This window comes from Streptomyces sp. NPDC005492 (assembly GCF_040605995.1).
GTDB lineage: Bacteria > Actinomycetota > Actinomycetes > Streptomycetales > Streptomycetaceae > Streptomyces.
The window spans coordinates 276,582-293,743 of record NZ_JBEXDX010000007.1; the positions used below are offsets into that span (position 1 = coordinate 276,582).

At 70.7% G+C, this 17,162-nt stretch carries 15 protein-coding genes; 13 read left to right on the forward strand and 2 right to left on the reverse strand.

The features are described 5' to 3' along the window. The first annotated feature begins 134 nt into the window (after positions 1-134). From ABZT04_RS13150 to ABZT04_RS13165, 4 genes are all read left to right on the forward strand, one after another. Entirely contained in the window at positions 135-1,265 is a 1,131-nt protein-coding gene (locus tag ABZT04_RS13150) for an MBL fold metallo-hydrolase (protein WP_356056149.1), read from the forward strand. 173 nt (positions 1,266-1,438) lie between these two features. Further along, positions 1,439-2,800 (forward strand): glycine cleavage T C-terminal barrel domain-containing protein, encoded by a 1,362-nt coding sequence (locus ABZT04_RS13155; protein WP_356056151.1) that lies wholly within the window; start codon positions 1,439-1,441, stop codon positions 2,798-2,800. A 171-nt stretch (positions 2,801-2,971) separates the two neighbouring features. Continuing rightward, on the forward strand, positions 2,972-3,538 hold the full coding sequence (locus ABZT04_RS13160; protein ID WP_356056154.1) for a hypothetical protein: 567 nt from the start codon (positions 2,972-2,974) through the stop codon (positions 3,536-3,538). A gap of 91 nt (positions 3,539-3,629) precedes the next feature. Then, entirely contained in the window at positions 3,630-4,673 is a 1,044-nt protein-coding gene (locus ABZT04_RS13165) for a zinc-binding dehydrogenase (protein ID WP_356056156.1), read from the forward strand. On the opposite strand, the gene ABZT04_RS13170 is transcribed toward ABZT04_RS13165, so the two are convergent. Further along, entirely contained in the window at positions 4,613-4,921 is a 309-nt protein-coding gene (locus ABZT04_RS13170; protein ID WP_356056158.1) for a hypothetical protein, read from the reverse strand. The genes ABZT04_RS13165 and ABZT04_RS13170 overlap by 61 nt on opposite strands. A 70-nt stretch (positions 4,922-4,991) precedes the next feature. On the opposite strand from ABZT04_RS13170, the gene ABZT04_RS13175 reads away from it, so the two are divergent. Continuing rightward, positions 4,992-5,579 (forward strand): aldo/keto reductase, encoded by a 588-nt coding sequence (locus ABZT04_RS13175; RefSeq protein WP_356056160.1) that lies wholly within the window; start codon positions 4,992-4,994, stop codon positions 5,577-5,579. Between the two features lie 46 nt (positions 5,580-5,625). Here ABZT04_RS13175 and ABZT04_RS13180 read toward each other — a convergent pair whose 3' ends face one another. Continuing rightward, entirely contained in the window at positions 5,626-6,846 is a 1,221-nt protein-coding gene (locus tag ABZT04_RS13180; RefSeq protein ID WP_356056162.1) for a metallophosphoesterase, read from the reverse strand. A gap of 512 nt (positions 6,847-7,358) precedes the next feature. On the opposite strand from ABZT04_RS13180, the gene ABZT04_RS13185 reads away from it, so the two are divergent. The 8 genes from ABZT04_RS13185 (at position 7,359) to ABZT04_RS13220 (ending at position 17,001) form a co-directional block, all read left to right on the forward strand. Beyond that, positions 7,359-7,580, forward strand: a complete 222-nt coding sequence (locus ABZT04_RS13185) for a transposase (protein ID WP_356056207.1) — start codon at positions 7,359-7,361, stop codon at positions 7,578-7,580. 595 nt (positions 7,581-8,175) lie between these two features. Next, positions 8,176-10,614: a SpoIIE family protein phosphatase gene (locus ABZT04_RS13190; protein WP_356056164.1), complete on the forward strand. Its 2,439-nt coding sequence runs from the start codon at positions 8,176-8,178 to the stop codon at positions 10,612-10,614. Positions 10,615-10,616: 2 nt separating this feature from the next. Next, positions 10,617-11,561 carry a substrate-binding domain-containing protein gene (locus tag ABZT04_RS13195; RefSeq protein ID WP_356056166.1) on the forward strand — a complete coding sequence of 315 codons (945 nt, stop codon included), beginning with the start codon at positions 10,617-10,619 and terminating at the stop codon, positions 11,559-11,561. Positions 11,562-11,606: 45 nt separating this feature from the next. Further along, complete coding sequence (locus ABZT04_RS13200) at positions 11,607-12,839, forward strand: sugar ABC transporter substrate-binding protein (protein ID WP_356056169.1); 1,233 nt, start codon at positions 11,607-11,609, stop codon at positions 12,837-12,839. Beyond that, the gene (locus tag ABZT04_RS13205; RefSeq protein ID WP_356056171.1) at positions 12,836-13,756 is read left to right on the forward strand and encodes a sugar ABC transporter permease; all 921 of its coding nucleotides are present in this window, start codon (positions 12,836-12,838) and stop codon (positions 13,754-13,756) included. The genes ABZT04_RS13200 and ABZT04_RS13205 overlap by 4 nt, the downstream gene beginning before the upstream one ends. Further along, on the forward strand, positions 13,753-14,580 hold the full coding sequence (locus ABZT04_RS13210) for a carbohydrate ABC transporter permease (protein WP_356056173.1): 828 nt from the start codon (positions 13,753-13,755) through the stop codon (positions 14,578-14,580). The genes ABZT04_RS13205 and ABZT04_RS13210 overlap by 4 nt, the downstream gene beginning before the upstream one ends. 5 nt (positions 14,581-14,585) lie before the next feature. Beyond that, complete coding sequence (locus ABZT04_RS13215; RefSeq protein WP_356056175.1) at positions 14,586-16,601, forward strand: TIM-barrel domain-containing protein; 2,016 nt, start codon at positions 14,586-14,588, stop codon at positions 16,599-16,601. Between the two features lie 109 nt (positions 16,602-16,710). After that, on the forward strand, positions 16,711-17,001 hold the full coding sequence (locus ABZT04_RS13220) for a hypothetical protein (RefSeq protein WP_356056209.1): 291 nt from the start codon (positions 16,711-16,713) through the stop codon (positions 16,999-17,001). The last annotated feature ends 161 nt before the right edge of the window (positions 17,002-17,162 follow it).

Consider the following 17,162-nt stretch of genomic DNA (forward strand, 5'->3'; position numbering starts at 1 on the left):
TCCGCCGAGGGCTACTCGGAGCGAAACCTTATGGTTCGCCCCGAGAACTTATATTTTGTGCCAAGTGATGGACAGCCGTGCTCCAAGTGGCCACTGTGGCAACGCGAATCGAGCCGCGAAGGAGCTGTCTCTACATGTGCGAACCCCTGGGTGAACCGACATCCCGCCGGACGATGCTGGGCGCGATGGCGGCATCCGCCGCTGCCGCGGTCGCCGTACCACTGCTCGGCGCCGAGCCGGCCGCCGCGGCGACGACCACCGCATCCGCGTCCTCCGGAACGGGCCTGTCGGTGACACTGCTCGGCACCAACGGCGGACCGCCGCCCCTGGCCACCCGCTACGGCATCTCTTCGGCGCTGACGGTGAACGGCACAACGTATGTCGTCGACTGCGGCCGAGGAGCGGTGACCCAGTACCTGCGCGCCGGCCTGTCGATGCCGGCGCTCGCCGGAATCTTCCTGACCCACCTGCACGCGGACCACGTCGTCGACTACTACTCGTTCCCGCTGCTGGCGGCGGGCGCCTCGGGCGCGCAGGGCTTCCAGAACCCGATCCAGGTCTACGGCCCCGGTCCCGCCGGTGTCGCCTCCACCGTCGCCGGGGCTCCCGGACCCGTGCCGGGCACCGTCGAGATGACGAAGCTGGCCGGTCAGGCGTATGCGGCCTCGCCGACCTTCTTCATGACCGAGCACGCGGGCATCGACCCGGCGACCCTGCTCGACGTCCACGACGTACTGCCGCCGTCCGGTGTCGGCGCCTCGGCGACGAACTCCGCACCGGCCATGGCTCCGTTCACCGTCATGGAGAACGACGACATGAAGGTCACCGCTGTCCTGGTCCCGCACGGCGCGGTGTTCCCCGCCTACGCCTACCGCTTCGACACGGACCACGGCAGCGTCGTGTTCTCCGGCGACACGTCACCGACCCAGAACATCATCACGCTCGCGGCGGACGCGGACGTCCTGGTCCACGAGGCCCTGTACCCGGCCGGTCTCGCGAGTCTCGGCCTGCCTCAAACGCTGATCGACCACATCCTCTCGACCCACACGGACGTGGCGGAACTCGGCCGGATCGCGGCCGAGTCGAACGCGGGCACGCTGGTCGCGACCCACCTCGGCCCGGGACAGGAGTCCGTGGTCTCCGACGCGACCTGGCGCCGCCTGCTCCGCGACAGCGCGCGCCGGGCCGGCTTCGGCGGCTCGATGGTGCTGGGCACGGACCTGCTGCAGGTGCCGGTACGGAAGCGCGGATCCCGGAGGTCCTGACCGATCCGGTACCGCGCGGAAGTTCCGCATTGCTTGCACCGCGCGACCGATCACCGGTGCGTCACGACGCTCGCCTCGCCTCGAACTGCCTGTTACCGTCCAAACTAAATCGATCTAGCACGGGCGGCGCTCCGGACGCCGTCCTGGACGACGGCCACTCGACGGAGAGTGAAATGGACCTTTTCTCACAACAGCGCAGCACCTACGAAGCGGTCCTCCGGCTGCGTGACGCACCGTTCATCACCGAGCGGCCGGCGATGTTCAGCCCGGCCGCCGCGGCCCAGGACGAGGGCAACACCCGCGGCACCTACGGCCGCTTCGCGCAGTTGCTGCTCCCCGAGGAGTACTCGGACTGGGTCGAGGAGAGCGCCGCCCATGTCGGTTCCTGCTACATCGGTGACTGGACCGCGCTGCACAAGGTGAAGGTGCACGGCCCGCAGGCGCTGGGGTTCCTGAGCAGGTTGGGGATGCGGGACCTGTCCCGATTCGAGACCGGGCAGATCAAGCACCATGTGCAGCTCGACGAGAACGGCTGGGTCGCCTCCGAGGGCGTGCTGTGCCGACTCGGAACCGACGAGTTCGTCTACACCGCGGGCAGCTGCGACTGGCTGTTGTGGCAACTGGGCCTGGGCAGTTGCGACGCGGCGGCCACCGACATCAGCCCCGACGTGTTCATCTTCGGCGTCCAGGGCCCCGCGTCCCTGGCCGTGCTGGAGAAGCTGACGGGTGACGATCTCCGCGACATCGGCTTCAGCCGCAGCCGGATGTCGACGGTCGACGGGGTTCCGGTACGGGTTCTGCGCACGGGGATCTCGGGCGAGCTCGGGTACGAGCTGCACGGGCCGACCCAGCACGCCAACGAGATCTGGGCGGCGGTCGTGGCGAGCGGGCAGGACGCCGGCATCCGCCAACTCGGCTTCCGGGCCCAGCCTGTTCAGCACATCGAGGCCGGGATCGCGACCAACGGCCTGGACTATCTGCCGGCGTCGATCCTCACGCCGGGTGCGCCGAGGCAGTTCCGCAAGGGCGTGCCCACCGGCAGTTTCGTCCCGGTCAACGGGGTGAGCGACTACTTCCGCAAGCCGGGCGAGCTGGGCTGGGGGTTCCGCAAAGGTGTCCCCGACCGTGACTTCATCGGCCGGGACGCACTCGTCCGGGACGCCGAAAGCGGCGTCCCCTCCCGGCAGTTGGTGGGCCTGCGCTGGAACGAACAGGACGTCGCCGGCATCCTCACCTCGCTCCTCAGTGAGGCCGAGCTGCCCGACCCGATGGAGATGCCGCGCGGCCGCGGACCCCACTTCGACCAGGTCCTGGTCTCCGGCGAACCGGTGGGCGTGGCCACGGGCCGGACGCTGAGCCCCACCCTGCGGGCGATGATCTCCCTCTGCGTCCTCGACCCCGCGCACACGACACCCGGCACGGAGGTCGTCGTCCTGTGGGGCCGCCCCGGCACCCCGCAACGGGAGATCCGGGCGACGGTCACCCCGCTCCCCTTCAAGCCGGACAACCGCCGCACCGACGTCACCAAGCGGTGACGCCCCCTCGCGCGTGCGTTCGCGGCGCCGCGTGAGGGCTGGGAGGCTGATGGTGTAGCGGGCTACACCATCAGCTCGGGAGCGTGCTCCCTCGTGGCTCCGGGCGAGCGACGGAATCGTAGAGGACAGAGATTCCGAGAGCGCTCAGCTCCCCGTCCCGAAGGAAATCCCATGATGTCGAAGTCGCCTCTGGCCCGCGTGAAGTCGTTCTTCGCCGATCTGTTCCTCTGGTCGTTCTTCGTCGTCGGCCTGGCCACCAGCATGGGAGGGGCGGGCGCGGTCCTGGACGGCACGGCGAAGACCGCCGCGACATTCGTGGGTATCGCCGTCGCGCTGTTCACCGGCTCGAAGATCACGAAGAAGCCGAAGATCAAGGCATTCCTGTCGTCGCGGCCGGTGCTGTGGTTCCTCTTCCTGTTCAACGGCGGCGTGGCCGCGGTCTCCTACGTCACGATGGACGGCGCGAAGGGCATCGCGACCGCGGCCGGCATGGGCCTGGTCTCCCTGGGAGCGGCCGGCGGCCTCGTCTCGAACTACCGCAACGGCGGCCGGACGGCCCCCGAGGAGCCGATGTCCGAGGCCCCGTCCCAGCAGCAGCCTGCCTACGAGCCCCAGTACCCGCAGCCGGTCTACGACGCCCCGTACGAGCACCCGGCCTACGACGCCCCCGCCCCGTACCAGCAGCAGCCGGTCCGCGGGACCGCGAACCGGCCGGGAGACGACACGCACTGGGCGTGATCCGACCGGCCGGACTCCCGAAACATCTGTGCGTCAGCCCCGCACCCCCGCACCCCCACATCCCACAGCCCCAGAGAAAGCGAACCTTCCCATGGCCACGATGAAGTCCCTCCGGACCGGCGGTGTCGACAAGGTCGAGGTGGTGGACGTCGAAAGGCCCGCCCCCGGCCCGCGAGACGCCCTGGTACGCATCCGGGCCTGCGGCATCTGCGGCACCGACGTCGGCTTCCTGCACATGGGCGGCATGCCCGCCCGCGCACACCTGGGCGGGGAGATCGTCCCCGTACCCCTGGGACATGAGCCGGCCGGCGAGATCGTCGAGGTCGGCGCCGAGGTCGCGGACCTCATGGCCGGCGACCGGGTCGTGATCGACCCCACCGGTCACCCGTCCGGCCTCATCGGCTGCGGCGGCGCGCAGGGCGCCATGAGCGAGTACCTGCTGGTCGAGAACGCCGTCATCGGTCAGAACGTGGCCGTCTTCCCCGACCACCTGCCCTTCGCGGTGGCCGCGCTGAACGAGCCGATGGCGGTGGCCCGGCACGCCGTCAACCGCTCCGAGGCCAAGCCCGGCGACAAGGTGGTCGTCTTCGGCGCCGGGCCCATCGGCCTGGGCGCGGCGATCTGGCTGAAGCTGCGCGGGGTCGAGCATGTCGTCGTCGCCGACGTCATCCCGTCCCGGCTGGAGAAGGCGCTGGCCGTGGGCGCGGACGCGGTCGTCAACTCCGCCGAGGAGGATGTGACCACCCGGCTGACCGAACTGCACGGCGAGGCCGCCAACGCGCTCGGCCAGCCCCGCCCCGGCACCGACATCTACATCGACGCGGCCGGTGCCCCCGCGGTCTTCAACGCGGTGATCGCCAACGCCAAGTGGCACGCGAAGCTGGTCATGGTCGCCGTACAGAAGAAGGGCTCCGACATCGACCTCGGCGGCATGCTGCGCAGCGAACTCACCCTCGTCGCCTCCCAGGGCTACCCCACCGAGATCTTCGAGGTCACCCCCGAACTCGCCGAGCACCACGAGCGGTTCGCCAAGCTGATCAGCCACCGCGTGCCGTTCGACGAGGCCGAACGTGCCTACGAGTTGACGCTCACGCCGGGCGCGGCCGAGAAGGTCGTCGTCACCTTCGACGAGTAGCCCCGGCCGCCCTGATCTGCCGTCGGGCCCACGACGCGAGTCACCAGCTCAGCAGAATCGTGCTCCGGGGGAACGCCCGGTATCAGGTCCGGGACCTCCCGGAACAGCACCTGGTGGAAACCGCCGGCGCCGATCTCCCTGCCCATGAGCTGTTCGCTGCCCGGATACAGGTCGCCGCCCACTGGCAGTTCGCCGACAGCAGCCAGTTCAGCCGCGCCTTCAAGAAGCGCTAACGGCCAGACGCTCACGGAGTCCCGACCCGGCCACGGACATCGAGGAGTCACTGTCGGCGCTGACGGACCTTCAGCGCGCGGCAAGGTGCTCTACGTCGGGACGTCGACGTTCTCCGCCGCGGAGAGCGTCGAGGCGCGGTGGACGTCCGAGCGGCGTGCGCTGACGCGCTTCGTCACCGGGCAGCCGTCGTACTCGATCCTCGCCCGGGGCATCGAGGCCGATGTGCTGCCCACCGCGCGGAAGTACGGCATGGGCGTGCTGACGTGGAGTCCGCTGTCGGGCGGGTTCCTCTCAGACAAATACCGGCCGGGCGCCGAGCCTGAGCGGTCCCATCGGGACACGCTCGGAGCGGGCAGGCCGGTGCGGGTCAGCGGCGGCGACGCCCTCAAGCGGGAGGCCGCGGAGAAGCTCTACGCCCTCGCCGAGGAGCACGGCATGTCGCTGGTCGAGATGTCGCTCGCCTTCGTCACCAGTCACCCCGCTGTCACCAGCGCGCTGATCGGCCCCCGCACCCTGGACCAGTTGGAGTCCCAACTGCCCGCCGGTGACCGCGTACTGAGCACCGAAGTCCTCGACCGGATCGACGAGATCGACGCCGCCGACCGCAGCGTCGACGTCGGCGACGCCCATGCCGTCAACCCGGCCTTGCAGGCGGTCAACCGGCACCGCTGACGCTGTCTCCGTGTCGGGGACGCGGTGATCGTCGGCCCGCCCAGCGCTACGGCGAGGTCGGTGGATGCGGGGAGCGGAGCACGAGCAGGGTGATCTCGCTCGGGGCGAAGACGCGGAACGGCGGGCCCCAGAAGCCGGTGCCGCGGCTGGTGTAGAGGAGGGTGCGGGCGCCGTGGCGGCTGAGTCCGGCGACGGCGGGCTGGTCGAGGCGGACCAGGTAGTGGAAGGGCCAGATCTGGCCGCCGTGGGTGTGTCCGGAGAGCTGGAGGTCGACGCCGCCCGCCGCGGCCCGGTCGACGAATGCGGGCTGGTGGGCCAGGAGCAGCACGGGCAGTTCGGGGTCGGCGCCCTCCAGGGCTCCGGCGAGGTGGGCGCGGTGTCCGGCCAGGCCGGAGGACTCGGCGGTGACGTCGTCCACGCCGGCCACCACGAGGGTGTCGCCGCCGCGTTCGAGCAGCAGATGGCGGTTGCGCAGTGGCTCCCAGCCCAGTTCGGCCATCAGGTCGACCCAGCCCTGGGCCTCGCTGTAGTACTCGTGGTTCCCGGTGACGTAGACACGGGCCCGGGTCGCCCGCACGGTGCCGAGCGGGACGGCCTGGGCGCGGCGGCGCTCGGCGGTGCCGTCCGCGATGTCGCCGGTGTGGCAGACCACGTCGGCTTCCAGAGTGTTCACCGTCTCGCACACCCGCGCCGACCAGCGAGCGCGATCGAGGGGGCCGTAGTGGGTGTCGGTGACAAGAACGACCCGCAGGCCGTCCAACCCGGCGCCCAGCCGCGGGAGTTGCACGTCGAGGCGGCGTACGCGCGGCACACGGCGGGCCTCGGCGTATCCCCAGCCGAGCAGTACGGCGCTGACGGCGAGGACGGCCCAGGTGACGATCCGGGCCCGGTCCTGACCCCCGCCGACGCCCGCCACGGTCAGGGCGAGCCGCAGGAGGACACCGAGCAGGACGGACCAGGTGAACAGGATCCAGCCGGTGCCCAGCAGGGTGTCCCCGATGATCGCCGCCCGATCCTGCTGACGCCGGCCGTGGCCGCGCATCATCGCGAGCGGCATACCGACGAGACCGAGGACGAACAGGGCGGTGCCGACCAGCGTGACGGGCAGCGGCCAGTGCTGGCCCGTGTATAGGAGCACCAGGCAGGGCACGGCCCACAGCAGGACGGGGGCGATCAGGGGGATATAGCGCATCAGGCGGCGCAGCAGGCTCCGCCGGGGCGCTTGCGCTTCACCCTCGGCGGGGCGGGTTTCACTGGTGTCGGTCATGCTTCCCCTCCCTGACCGGACTGCCGTTCCGGGCACTGTATCCGCTCGCGTTGAGCCGACCGGAAGGGCGTTAGCGGACGCGGCCGTTTGGCGTGCGAGATGCCTGCCCTGCCCGTCGGTGAGGACATGGCGCTCGCTGCCCGGACGCGCGCGGCCGACCCGGCTCCCCGAGGCCGTCATGAAGATCACGGATGTTGAGGCCGAACTCCTGACCCGATCGAGTCGACCTTCGCGACCAGGCTGCGGACGAAGGTCACCAGGGGTGCCGCGTAGTTGCCGCAGCCATTCGATCCAACACGCAGCGGCCTCGTAGGTAGTCGTCGGGGTGCTGTTGAACGCGGGGGCCGCATCCGGTGTGTGACGCCGAACCAGGTTGGCTACTCGCTCAAGGAGTTCGACTTGATCGTCGGAGTGCCGCAGGCCACCGCCGACGGTGACGCACTCCCACGGATGGGCTCTGAGCGCACTCCCGCCGACCTCTTCCGCGGGCGCACATCCAGCTCAGCGGCCCCATCGTCCTCGTGTGGGACAGCCTGCGCGCTCACCTGATGCCGCCGATGCAGCAGTTCATCGAGGCCAACAAGGACTGGCTGACCGTCTTCCAACTCCCGTCCTACGCGCCGGACCTCAACCCGCAAGAAGGCATCTGGTCGCTGGCCAAGCGCACCATCGGCAACCTCGCCGCCGCCGACCTCGACCAACTCGCCCGAGCCGTCTTGCCGCCACTGGGCTGATCATGGACGGCTGACCACCATGGGACCAACACGACGTGGGTGTAGTTCTTCTGCAGTGAGCGCGCGGGGCAGGCGGTGAAGGTATCTGTCCTGGCGGGTAGCGAGGTGGAAGCAGAAGTAGTCGACGAGGTGTCAGCTTCCAGCTGTCAGAGCGTGAAGCTCCCTGTGCAGGACTTCCGCGCCCACCGCCGACCCTATTACGACGACGGCTGCCCAGCGCGCGCGAGTTCGCCGACTGGCGCGAGGATGCGTCCGCCATCGCCCGCGCACCACCATACGGCCGTACCATCTCGCTCCGAGCCGTGGACGCCGAGGTCATGCCGGGGACAAACCGGCCAGACCTACCAGGTCCACTCGAGCAGGCTCTCCTTGATCATGATCGCCAGGCTGGTCAGTGCCATGGTCGGGTCGTCGCACGTGAGGGATGCTGCGATCCGGGGACCGCGCTGTGAGAGATGCGGAGAGACACGGAGAGACAGGCGGCGATACGGGTCTGACGCCTGCGCGCCCGGGGGCGCCGGATCTGACTTGTCCGATTCCGGTGCGGCGCGCACTCTGGGTTTGTGAGGCACCTCACCGCGCGAATAGAGCAAGAATGGCCACATTCGATCAAGGGAACGGTCACAGCGGGTGGTCATCGGATGTCGCGACGGTCACCCTCGGTCTGGACGGCGTGGTCACAGGGTGGAGCGAAGGCGCTCGACGACTGCTGGGCCACCGTGCCCCTGAGGTCGTAGGGCGCCCCGCGACCGAGCTGCTCCTCGGTGCGGGAGCTCCCGAGGCGACCGGACTCTCCCTCACCGGCTCCCAGGAATGGCGGGGCACGGCGGCACTGCGGCATCGGGACGGCCACCGCGTCGCCACGACCCTGCACGCCCAGCCCTCGCTGGACGTCGACGGCAGGGCCCGGTCCTTCGTCGTGGCCCTCTCCCCGGACCCGGGCCCGCCCCTGGTGCAGTGGGCCTTCGACCAGTCCTCGATCGCGCTCTCCACCCACGCCACGGCGTCCGGCGCATGGCAGCGGAACGCGGTCGCGCAGGGCGGAGCGGAGCGCGCTCCCCTGACGGGCGGTGAGCGGCGGGCGCCGGCCCTCGCCGACGAAGGCTTCCTCCGGTGTGTGCGCCGGGTCGCCGAGGAAGGTGTCCCGCTGCACTACGAGTGTCTGGCCCCGGAGCCGTCCTGCGGCCCCGGAGCCCCGTCCGCCGTCCTCCTCGGCTCGGCCCGTCACCGCGCCTGGGTCATCGAGCTGTGGCCCGTCCGCGACCCCGGCACCGGTGAGGTCGTCGGGGTGGGCACCGCCGCTTTCGACAGCAGTGACCAGCACGCGGCCCGGCAGCGGCTCGCCCTGTTGCAGGAGGCCGGCACCCTCATCGGCACCACCCTGAACGTGGCCCGTACCGCCCAGGAGCTCGCCGACCTCGCCGTGCCCCGCCTCGCCGACTTCGTCAGCGTGGACCTGCTCGACTCGGTGCTGCGCGGCGAGGAGCCGGTGCCGGGACAGGTCGACGCGGCCGTGGTGCTGCGCAGGGTGGCCCATCAGTCCACCGCCGAGGGGGAGGACGTGCCCGAGGCCGCCATAGACCTCGGCGACATGGACACCTACCCGCCGTTCTCACCGCCCGCCCGCTGCCTGGCCGACGGTAAACCGGTGCTCAGCGGCGTGGACGACCCCGACTTCGCCGCCTGGATCGCGGGACACGAGAGGCGTACCGCCCGGGTGGCGGAGTTCGGGTTCCACTCCGTCATGGCCACCCCGCTGCGCGCCCGGGGCATCACCCTCGGCGTCGCCGTCTTCGCCCGTAGCGGCGGTTCCCCGCCCTTCGAACCGGACGACCTGATCCTTGCCGAGGAACTCGCCGGCCGGGCGGCGGTGGGCGTCGACAACGCGCGCCGCTACACCCGCGAACGCACCAACGCCCTCACGCTCCAGCGCAGCCTGCTCCCCCGCGACCTGCCCAAACAGGCGGCCGTCGAGGTGGCGTACCGCTATCTGCCCGCGGGGACCGGCGCGGGCGTCGGCGGTGACTGGTTCGACGTCGTGCCGCTGTCCGGCACCCGCGTGGCCCTGGTCGTCGGGGACGTCGTCGGACACGGCATCCACGCCTCCGCCACCATGGGCCGGCTGCGCACCGCGGTCCGCACCCTCGCCGACGTCGACCTGCCCCCGGACGAACTCCTCACCCACCTGGACGACCTGGTCGCGCATCTCGCCACGGACCTGGAGGACATCCACCCGGACGAGCCCTATCTCGTCAGCGGCGAGATCGGCGCCACGTGTCTGTACGCCGTCTACGACCCGGTGTCCCGCGTGTGCACCTTCGCCAGCGCCGGACACGTCCCGCCCGTCGTGCTGCTCCCCGACGGCACGGCCCGCGTGGTCGAGCTGACCCCCGGCCCGCTGCTCGGGGTCGGCGGGCTGCCCTTCGAGTGCACCGAGCTGGAGCTGCCCGAGGGAAGTCTGCTGGCCTTCTGCACCGACGGCCTGGTCGAGGCGCGGGAGCGTGACGTCGGCCTGGGGCTCGACCGGCTCTGCGAGGCCCTGGCCGGACCCGTCACCTCGCTGGAGGCCATCTGCGACACCACCCTGAGGGCCCTGCTGCCCGCGAGCCCCTACGACGACGTGGCCCTGCTCCTCGCCCGCACCCGCGCCCTGCACGCCGACCAGGTCGCCGCCTGGTCGCTGCCCTCCGACCCGGCGGTCGTGGCCGACGCCCGGGCCCAGGTCACCCGCCAGCTCACCGCGTGGGGACTGGAGGAGGTGGCGTTCGTCACCGAGCTGGTGGTGAGCGAGCTGGTCACCAACGCCATCCGTTACGGCGCCGTACCGATCGGCCTGCGGCTCATCCGTGACCGCACCCTGATCTGCGAGGTCTCCGACGCCAGCAACACCGCCCCGCATCTGCGCCGTGCCCGCACCTACGACGAGGGCGGTCGCGGGCTGCACATGGTCGCCCAGCTCACCCAGGGCTGGGGCACCCGGCAGGGCCCCATGGGCAAGACCATCTGGGCCGAACAGTCCCTCCCGGCCGGCTGACCATGGCAGCGCGACCCGGAACCGACGACGCCGGCCGTGGCACCCACACGCTCGGGCTCCTCTATCCGCCCTCCGGCCGCCTCGGCGAGTACACCACCATGCAGCTCGCCTTCGTCGGCGGGGTGGCCGAGGCCGCCGCCCAGCAGGGCTACGACCTGCTGCTCGCGCCCGCCGGACGTCACGACGACCCCTCTTTCCCGCGCATGGTCGACGACCGGCGTGTGGACGGCGTCATCGTCATGGAGATCCGCCGGGAGGACGACCGCGTCGCGTACCTGGCCGAGGCGGGCTTCCCCTTCGTGGCAATCGGCCGCAACCACCGGGCCGACGTGGCCGGCTGGGTCGACCTGGACTTCGCCGGTCTGGCCGGCGGCTGCGTCCAGCACCTGGCCGACCTCGGCCACCGCGGGATCGCCTTCGTCAACCGGTCCGAACAGCTCTTCGACAGCGGCTACGGCTTCGCCCGCCTCGGGGACGAGGGCTACACCGAGACGATGAAGAAACTGCTGCTCACCCCGCATGCCTACCTGTGCGGCGACGACCTCGCCTCGGGGGAGGAGGTCGTGGAACGCATCCTGAGCGAGGACCCGGCGACGACCTCGCTGGTCACCATGAACGAAGCGGCCCTGGAGGGGGTCTACCGCGGACTCACCCGGAACGGCCGCGCCGTGCCGCGCGACTTCTCCGTCGTCGGCGTGGCGGCGAGCCCCTGGGCCGAACAGGTGGACCCGCCGCTCACCGCCGCCGAGATACCCGCCAAGGAGATGAGCCGGGTCGCCGTCGACCTGATGATGAGGCGGCTGCGCGCACCGGACGTGCCTCCCCGGCACGTCCTGCTGAAACCGCTGATCACCCTGCGCGGGAGCACCGGACGCTGCCGACCGGTGCCGGGCTCGGAACCCGAGTCAGACTTCCCCGACTTCCCCGATATCGACCTTGATGTCTGATATGTCGGTTTCTGTGCCCGATCATCGAACCACTGGGAGCAGACCATGTCGTACCCCGTCGACCGCCGTGATTTCCTGCGGGTCTCCGGCGCGGCGGCGGCCACCGCCGCCCTCGGTCTGACCTCCTGCAGCTCGGACACCTCGGGGCCGGTGGCCCTGAGGTGGTGGGACTACTTCACCCTGGACAACTTCCAGCCCGGAATGAACCGGCTGATCAAGGACATCGAGGCCGGTGTCCCGGACGTGCGCATCGAGCGGCGGACTTTCCCCTTCGCCGAGCTGGAACGGCAGATCACCCTGGGCGCGATCTCCGGCGACCTGCCCGACCTCGCCATCGTCGACAACGTCGCCATGAACACCCTCGGCGGCAGCCGGCTGCTGGCCGACCTCACCGCCAGAGTCGAGAAATGGGGCCAGGCCGACCAGTACTACAAGGGACCCTGGTCCGGTTGCCAGGTCGGCGGAAAGACCCTCGGCATCCCCAACAACAGCAACTGCCTCGCCCTCTACTGCAACACCCGCATGCTCAAGTCCGCCGGCGTCGAACCTCCCACCACCTGGGACGAACTGGCCTCCGCCGCCCAGAGGCTGACCAGCGGCGACCGCTACGGCCTGGCACTGAGCGCCATCAAGACCGAAGAGGGCGTCTTCCAGTTCCTGCCGTTCCTCTGGCAGACGGGCGGCGACCTGGACACCTTCCGCACCCACGGCGCCACCGCGCTCGCCTTCCTCGACGAACTGATCGCCAAGGGCTCCCTGTCCGAACAGTGCGTGGGCTGGACCCAACAGGACGTCAACACCCGCTTCCTCAACCAGCGCGCCGCGATGCAGATCAACGGCCCCTGGCAGATCCCGACCCTCAAGAAGGCCGACTTCGACTGGAACGTCGTCGCCCTGCCCCGCGACAAGGAGGCCGCCACCTGCCTGGGCGGGGAGAACTGGGTCGCGATGGCGAACAGCAAGCACGTGGACAAGGTGTGGGAGGTCCTGGAGTACACCCAACGCCCCTCGGTCCTGGTGCCGTACCTGGTGTCCTTCGGTGAACTCCCGGCCCGCAAGGACCTCGCCGACCGGGGCAGCTGGGCTTCCGACCCGGCTCTGCGGCTCTTCCTCAGCCAGCTGCCCCTGGCCCGGCCACGCCAGTACGGCGCCCATTACGCCGAGGCCTCGCAGGCCGTCGCAGAGGCGGAGCAGGGCGTGCTCACCGGCTCCGCGTCCGCGTCCGCCGCGGCCAGGACCGCCGCCGGAAAGATCGACAAAGCTCTGGGCGCGCCATGAGACAGCCCCTGTCGCTCTCCACGCGCCGCCGCCGCACCGGCTACCTTTTCTGCCTGCCGGGCCTGGCCTTCCTCGCCCTCTTCCTGGCCTACCCGCTCCTGTACAACGTGTGGACCTCCGTCCACGATGTCGACCTGGGCCAACTCCTCGGCGGCGCCGAGCGGTTCAACGGACTGGACAACTACCGGTCCGTGACCGACGACCCGGCCTTCTGGCACTCCGTACGTCTCTCCCTGGTCTTCACCCTGGCCTCGCTGCTGCTCCAGTTCACGATCGGTTTCGCCCTGGCCCTGCTCTTCGCCCGCCCTTTCCCTTTCAACGGCCTGCTGCGTTCCCTCCTGCTGGTCGCCTGGCTGCTGCCCCCGGTGGTCAGCGGCACTCTCTTCCGCTGGATGCTGGACGCCGAGTCTGGCGCCTACAACGCCCTGTTCCAGGCGGTCGGTCTGAGCGGCCTCTCCCACGACTGGCTCACCGACCCCTCCACCTCGATGGCGGGGGTGGTCTTCGCCAACGTCTGGGTCGGCGTGCCCTTCAACATGCTGCTGCTCCTGGTGGGACTGCACACCATCGACCCCGAACTCCACGAGGCCGCGGCCATCGACGGGGCCAACGCCTGGCAGCGCTTCCGCCACCTCACCCTCCCGCTGATGCGGCCCGTCTCGGTGACCGTCCTCCTGCTCGGTCTCCTCTACACCTTCAAGGTCTTCGACCTCGTCTTCGTGATGACCGGTGGCGGCCCCGTCGACGCCACCCGCGTGCTGTCCCTCTACGTCTACGAGGTCTTCTTCACGTTCTTCCGGTTCGGCCAGGGCGCGGCGGCGGGCCTGCTGCTGCTCGTCCTCCCCCTGCTGGCAGGGGCCTGGTACGTACGACGGCTGCGGCGCGAGGAAGAGGCGCCGGCGGGAGGTGCCGGATGAGACCACCGCGCCACCCCTGGCTGTTGACCGCGCTCGCCACGCTGATCACCGCCGCCTTCCTGCTGCCGGTGTACTGGATGGTGAAGACCGGCCTGACCCGGCCCGACCGCATCCAGACCCCCGACCCGCAGTGGGCGCCCACCCCTCTCACCGGCGAGAACTACTCGACGGCCCTGGGCTACGAGGGCCTGACCCGCGCCCTGTTCAACAGTCTCGTCATCTGCTGCGGGGTGGTCGCCCTCACCCTGCTGCTCGGCGTCCCGCTCGCCTACGCCCTCGCCCGGATCCGGATGCGCGGTTCGGGCGCGATGGTGCTCGCGCTCCTCGTCTCCCAGCTCCCGCCCGCCATCGTGCTGGCGGCCCCGCTGTTCATCCTCGAACGCCGGGCCGGCCTCACCGACACCTACCTGGGCCTGATCGCCGCCGACACCACGCTCACGCTGCCCTTCGCGGTGATCGTGCTGCGTCCCGTGATGCGCAGCGTCGCTCCGGAACTGGAGGAGGCGGCCCTGGTCGACGGCTGCGGACTGCCCGGTGTGCTGCTGCGGGTCGTGCTGCCGCTCATGGTGCCCGGTGTGGTCGCGGCGGCCGGTCTGTCCTTCCTGATCGGCTGGGGCGAGTTCCTGTTCGGGCTCACGCTCGCCGAGGGGCCCGACGTCCAGCCCGTCACCGTCCTGCTGAACGCCTTCATCGGGCAGCACGGGACGTCCTGGGGCGCCCTGATGGCCACCGCCACCCTCATCAGCATCCCGGTGGTCTGCGTCTTCGCCGTCTTCCAGCGCTTCATCGTCGGCGGGCTCACCGCGGGCAGCGTGAGGGGCTGAAGGCCATGCACCCCCGTGACTGCACGCCCTGGGTGGCACCGCCCCCACTCCTCGTCCCGGCCCTGCTGGATCCCCTGGCCACTGCTTGTGTCGCCTCCGCCGGCAAGGACGGCGCGAGCCTCGACGTACGCACGGCGGCCGGACGTACGGGTACGCTCCGCCTGCGCCCGGCGACGGACAACTCCCTGCGCATCACCCTGCGGTTGGACGGGGTACCGACGGCACCCAGGGTCTCCGTCGTGACCGCACCGGCCGACACCGGCTGTCTGGTCGAGCGGTCACCGGACACGCTCACCCTCCGACTGGGCGCTCTGACGCTCGACGTCCAACTCCCGTCCCTGACACTGGAACTGAGGGGCTGTCGTCTACGACAGGCGACCGACGTGAGTGACCCCGGCGACCGCACGACCGTCCTGCCCCTCGGGGTCACCGAGCTCGCCGACGGGCAACTCGCCTACCACGACAGCTGGTTCACCGAGCCCGACGAGCACTTCTACGGCCTCGGCGAACGCTTCACCGGTCCCGACCTGCGCGGACAGCGCGTGGACTGCTGGGTCGAGGACGCCCAGGGCTCGACCGGCACCCGCTCCTACAAGGCGGTCCCGTTCCTGCTGTCCAGCCGGGGCTACGCGGTCCTCGTGGACACCACCACCGCGGCCTCCTTCGACCTCGCGCACAGCAACACCGGCGCCTGGTCGCTCACCGTCCCCGACGAGGAACTCGACTACTACCTGATCACCGGCACCCCCTCCGAGTGCCTGCGCGCCTACCGCGATCTGACCGGACCCGCCCTGCTGCCCCCGGGGTGGGCCTTCGGACCCTGGATCTCCGGCGGCTTCCGCCGGGACAGCGCGGACGAGGTACGCGAGCGGGCCCGCCGTATCCGCGAACTCGACTTTCCCTGCGAGGTGTTGCACATCGACACCTACTGGCAGCGACCCGGCTGCTGGTCGGACATGGAGTGGGACTATGAGGCGTTCCCGGACCCCCGCGGTCTGCTGGCCGAGCTGGCGGCACAGGGCTTCCACGTCTCGCTCTGGATGAACCCGTATCTCAGTGTCGAGAGCCCGCACTTCGCCGAGATCGACCGCAACGGCTGGTTCCTGCAAGTCCCTTCGGGAACCACGTGGATCGGGCGGGTCTGGAACGGCGCGCACCCGGACTCGGCCGTCCTCGACCTGACCCATCCCGGCGCCGCCGACTGGTTCCGCGGCCGGGTCCGCCAAGTACTGGCCACCGGGGTGTCGGTCCTGAAGACCGACTTCGGTGAGGCCGTCCCCGTGGCGGCGGTGGCCCACAACGGCATGACCGGCGACCGACTGCACAACCTCTATCCGCTCCTCTTCAACGACCTGGTCGCCGAGGTCACCCAGGAGGTCGCCGGCCACGGCCTGACCTGGGGCCGCTCCACCTGGACCGGCGGCCAGCGACACGGCGCCAAGTGGACCGGAGACCCCAACGCGAGCTGGCAGGACCTGGCCTCGACCCTGCGCGCGGGCCTCTCGCTCTCCTTCTCCGGTCACCCCTTCTGGAGCCATGACATCGGCGGCTTCCACGGCACACCGGACCCCGAACTCTTCGTCCGCTGGGCGCAGTTCGGACTGCTGTCACCCCTCAGCCGGTTCCACGGCATGACGTCCCGGCTGCCCTGGGACTTCGGCGAGGAGGTGTACGCGGCCGTCCTGCACGCGGCCCGGCTGCGCACCGGCCTGCTGCCGTACCTCCACCGGTCCGCCGCCGACGCGGTCCGCACCGGCGAGCCCCTCGCCCGCCCCATGGCTCTGGACCACCCCGACCGCCCGGACGCCCACGCGGCCGACCTCCAGTACCTGCTGGGCCCAGATCTGCTGGTCGCCCCGGTGTACGCGCCCGGTGGCCGCAGGCAGGTGTGGTTCCCGCCGGGGGAGTGGCTGCCGTACGCGGGCTCCGGAGGTCCGATCGACGGCCCCGCCTGGCGTCGGGTCCGCATCCCCCTCACCGCGGCCGCGCTCTGGCTGCGGGCCGGGGCGCACGTTCTGTGAGCGGGGCGTCGCACGCCGGCCCGGGGCTGTGCGCCGACTGTCCGGGGCGCTTCGGAGGTGGGACTCTGGGACGGGAGAGGTATCCGCCGAGGGGACTCGGGAGGGCCCGATGGGACGTGACGTGCCGGCCCTCGTGTTCACGCGGGAGGACCGGCGACGGTACCGGGACAAGATGCACACCTGCCTCGACGTCCTGGCGCAGATGCTGCGCGAGTTCGGCTTCGAGAGCGAGCGGCCGCAGGTCGGGCTGGAGATCCCCGATCCGCAGCCGCCCGCGCCGCCAGCCCGCATCTGCCCGAACGTCCGGCCTACCAGCAGAACTCCTGGACGCGAGATCTCCTCCACGGCGAACGGTCAACCGTGGCCACAGCGTCTAGAGGTTGTCCCGTATGGGGCGTGAGTTATCGGGTGAGGGCTGGGTTGTGGATCCGGGCGATGCCGAGCATGGCCTGGTGAACGCGATGTAGTGTTCACCGTGCTTCCCGCCCCGTCCGCCGTCGTGGCGGAAAGCTGGAGCCCCGCAGCTCGCGGGCCAGCACGGCAACAGGTGCCGCTGCCCGC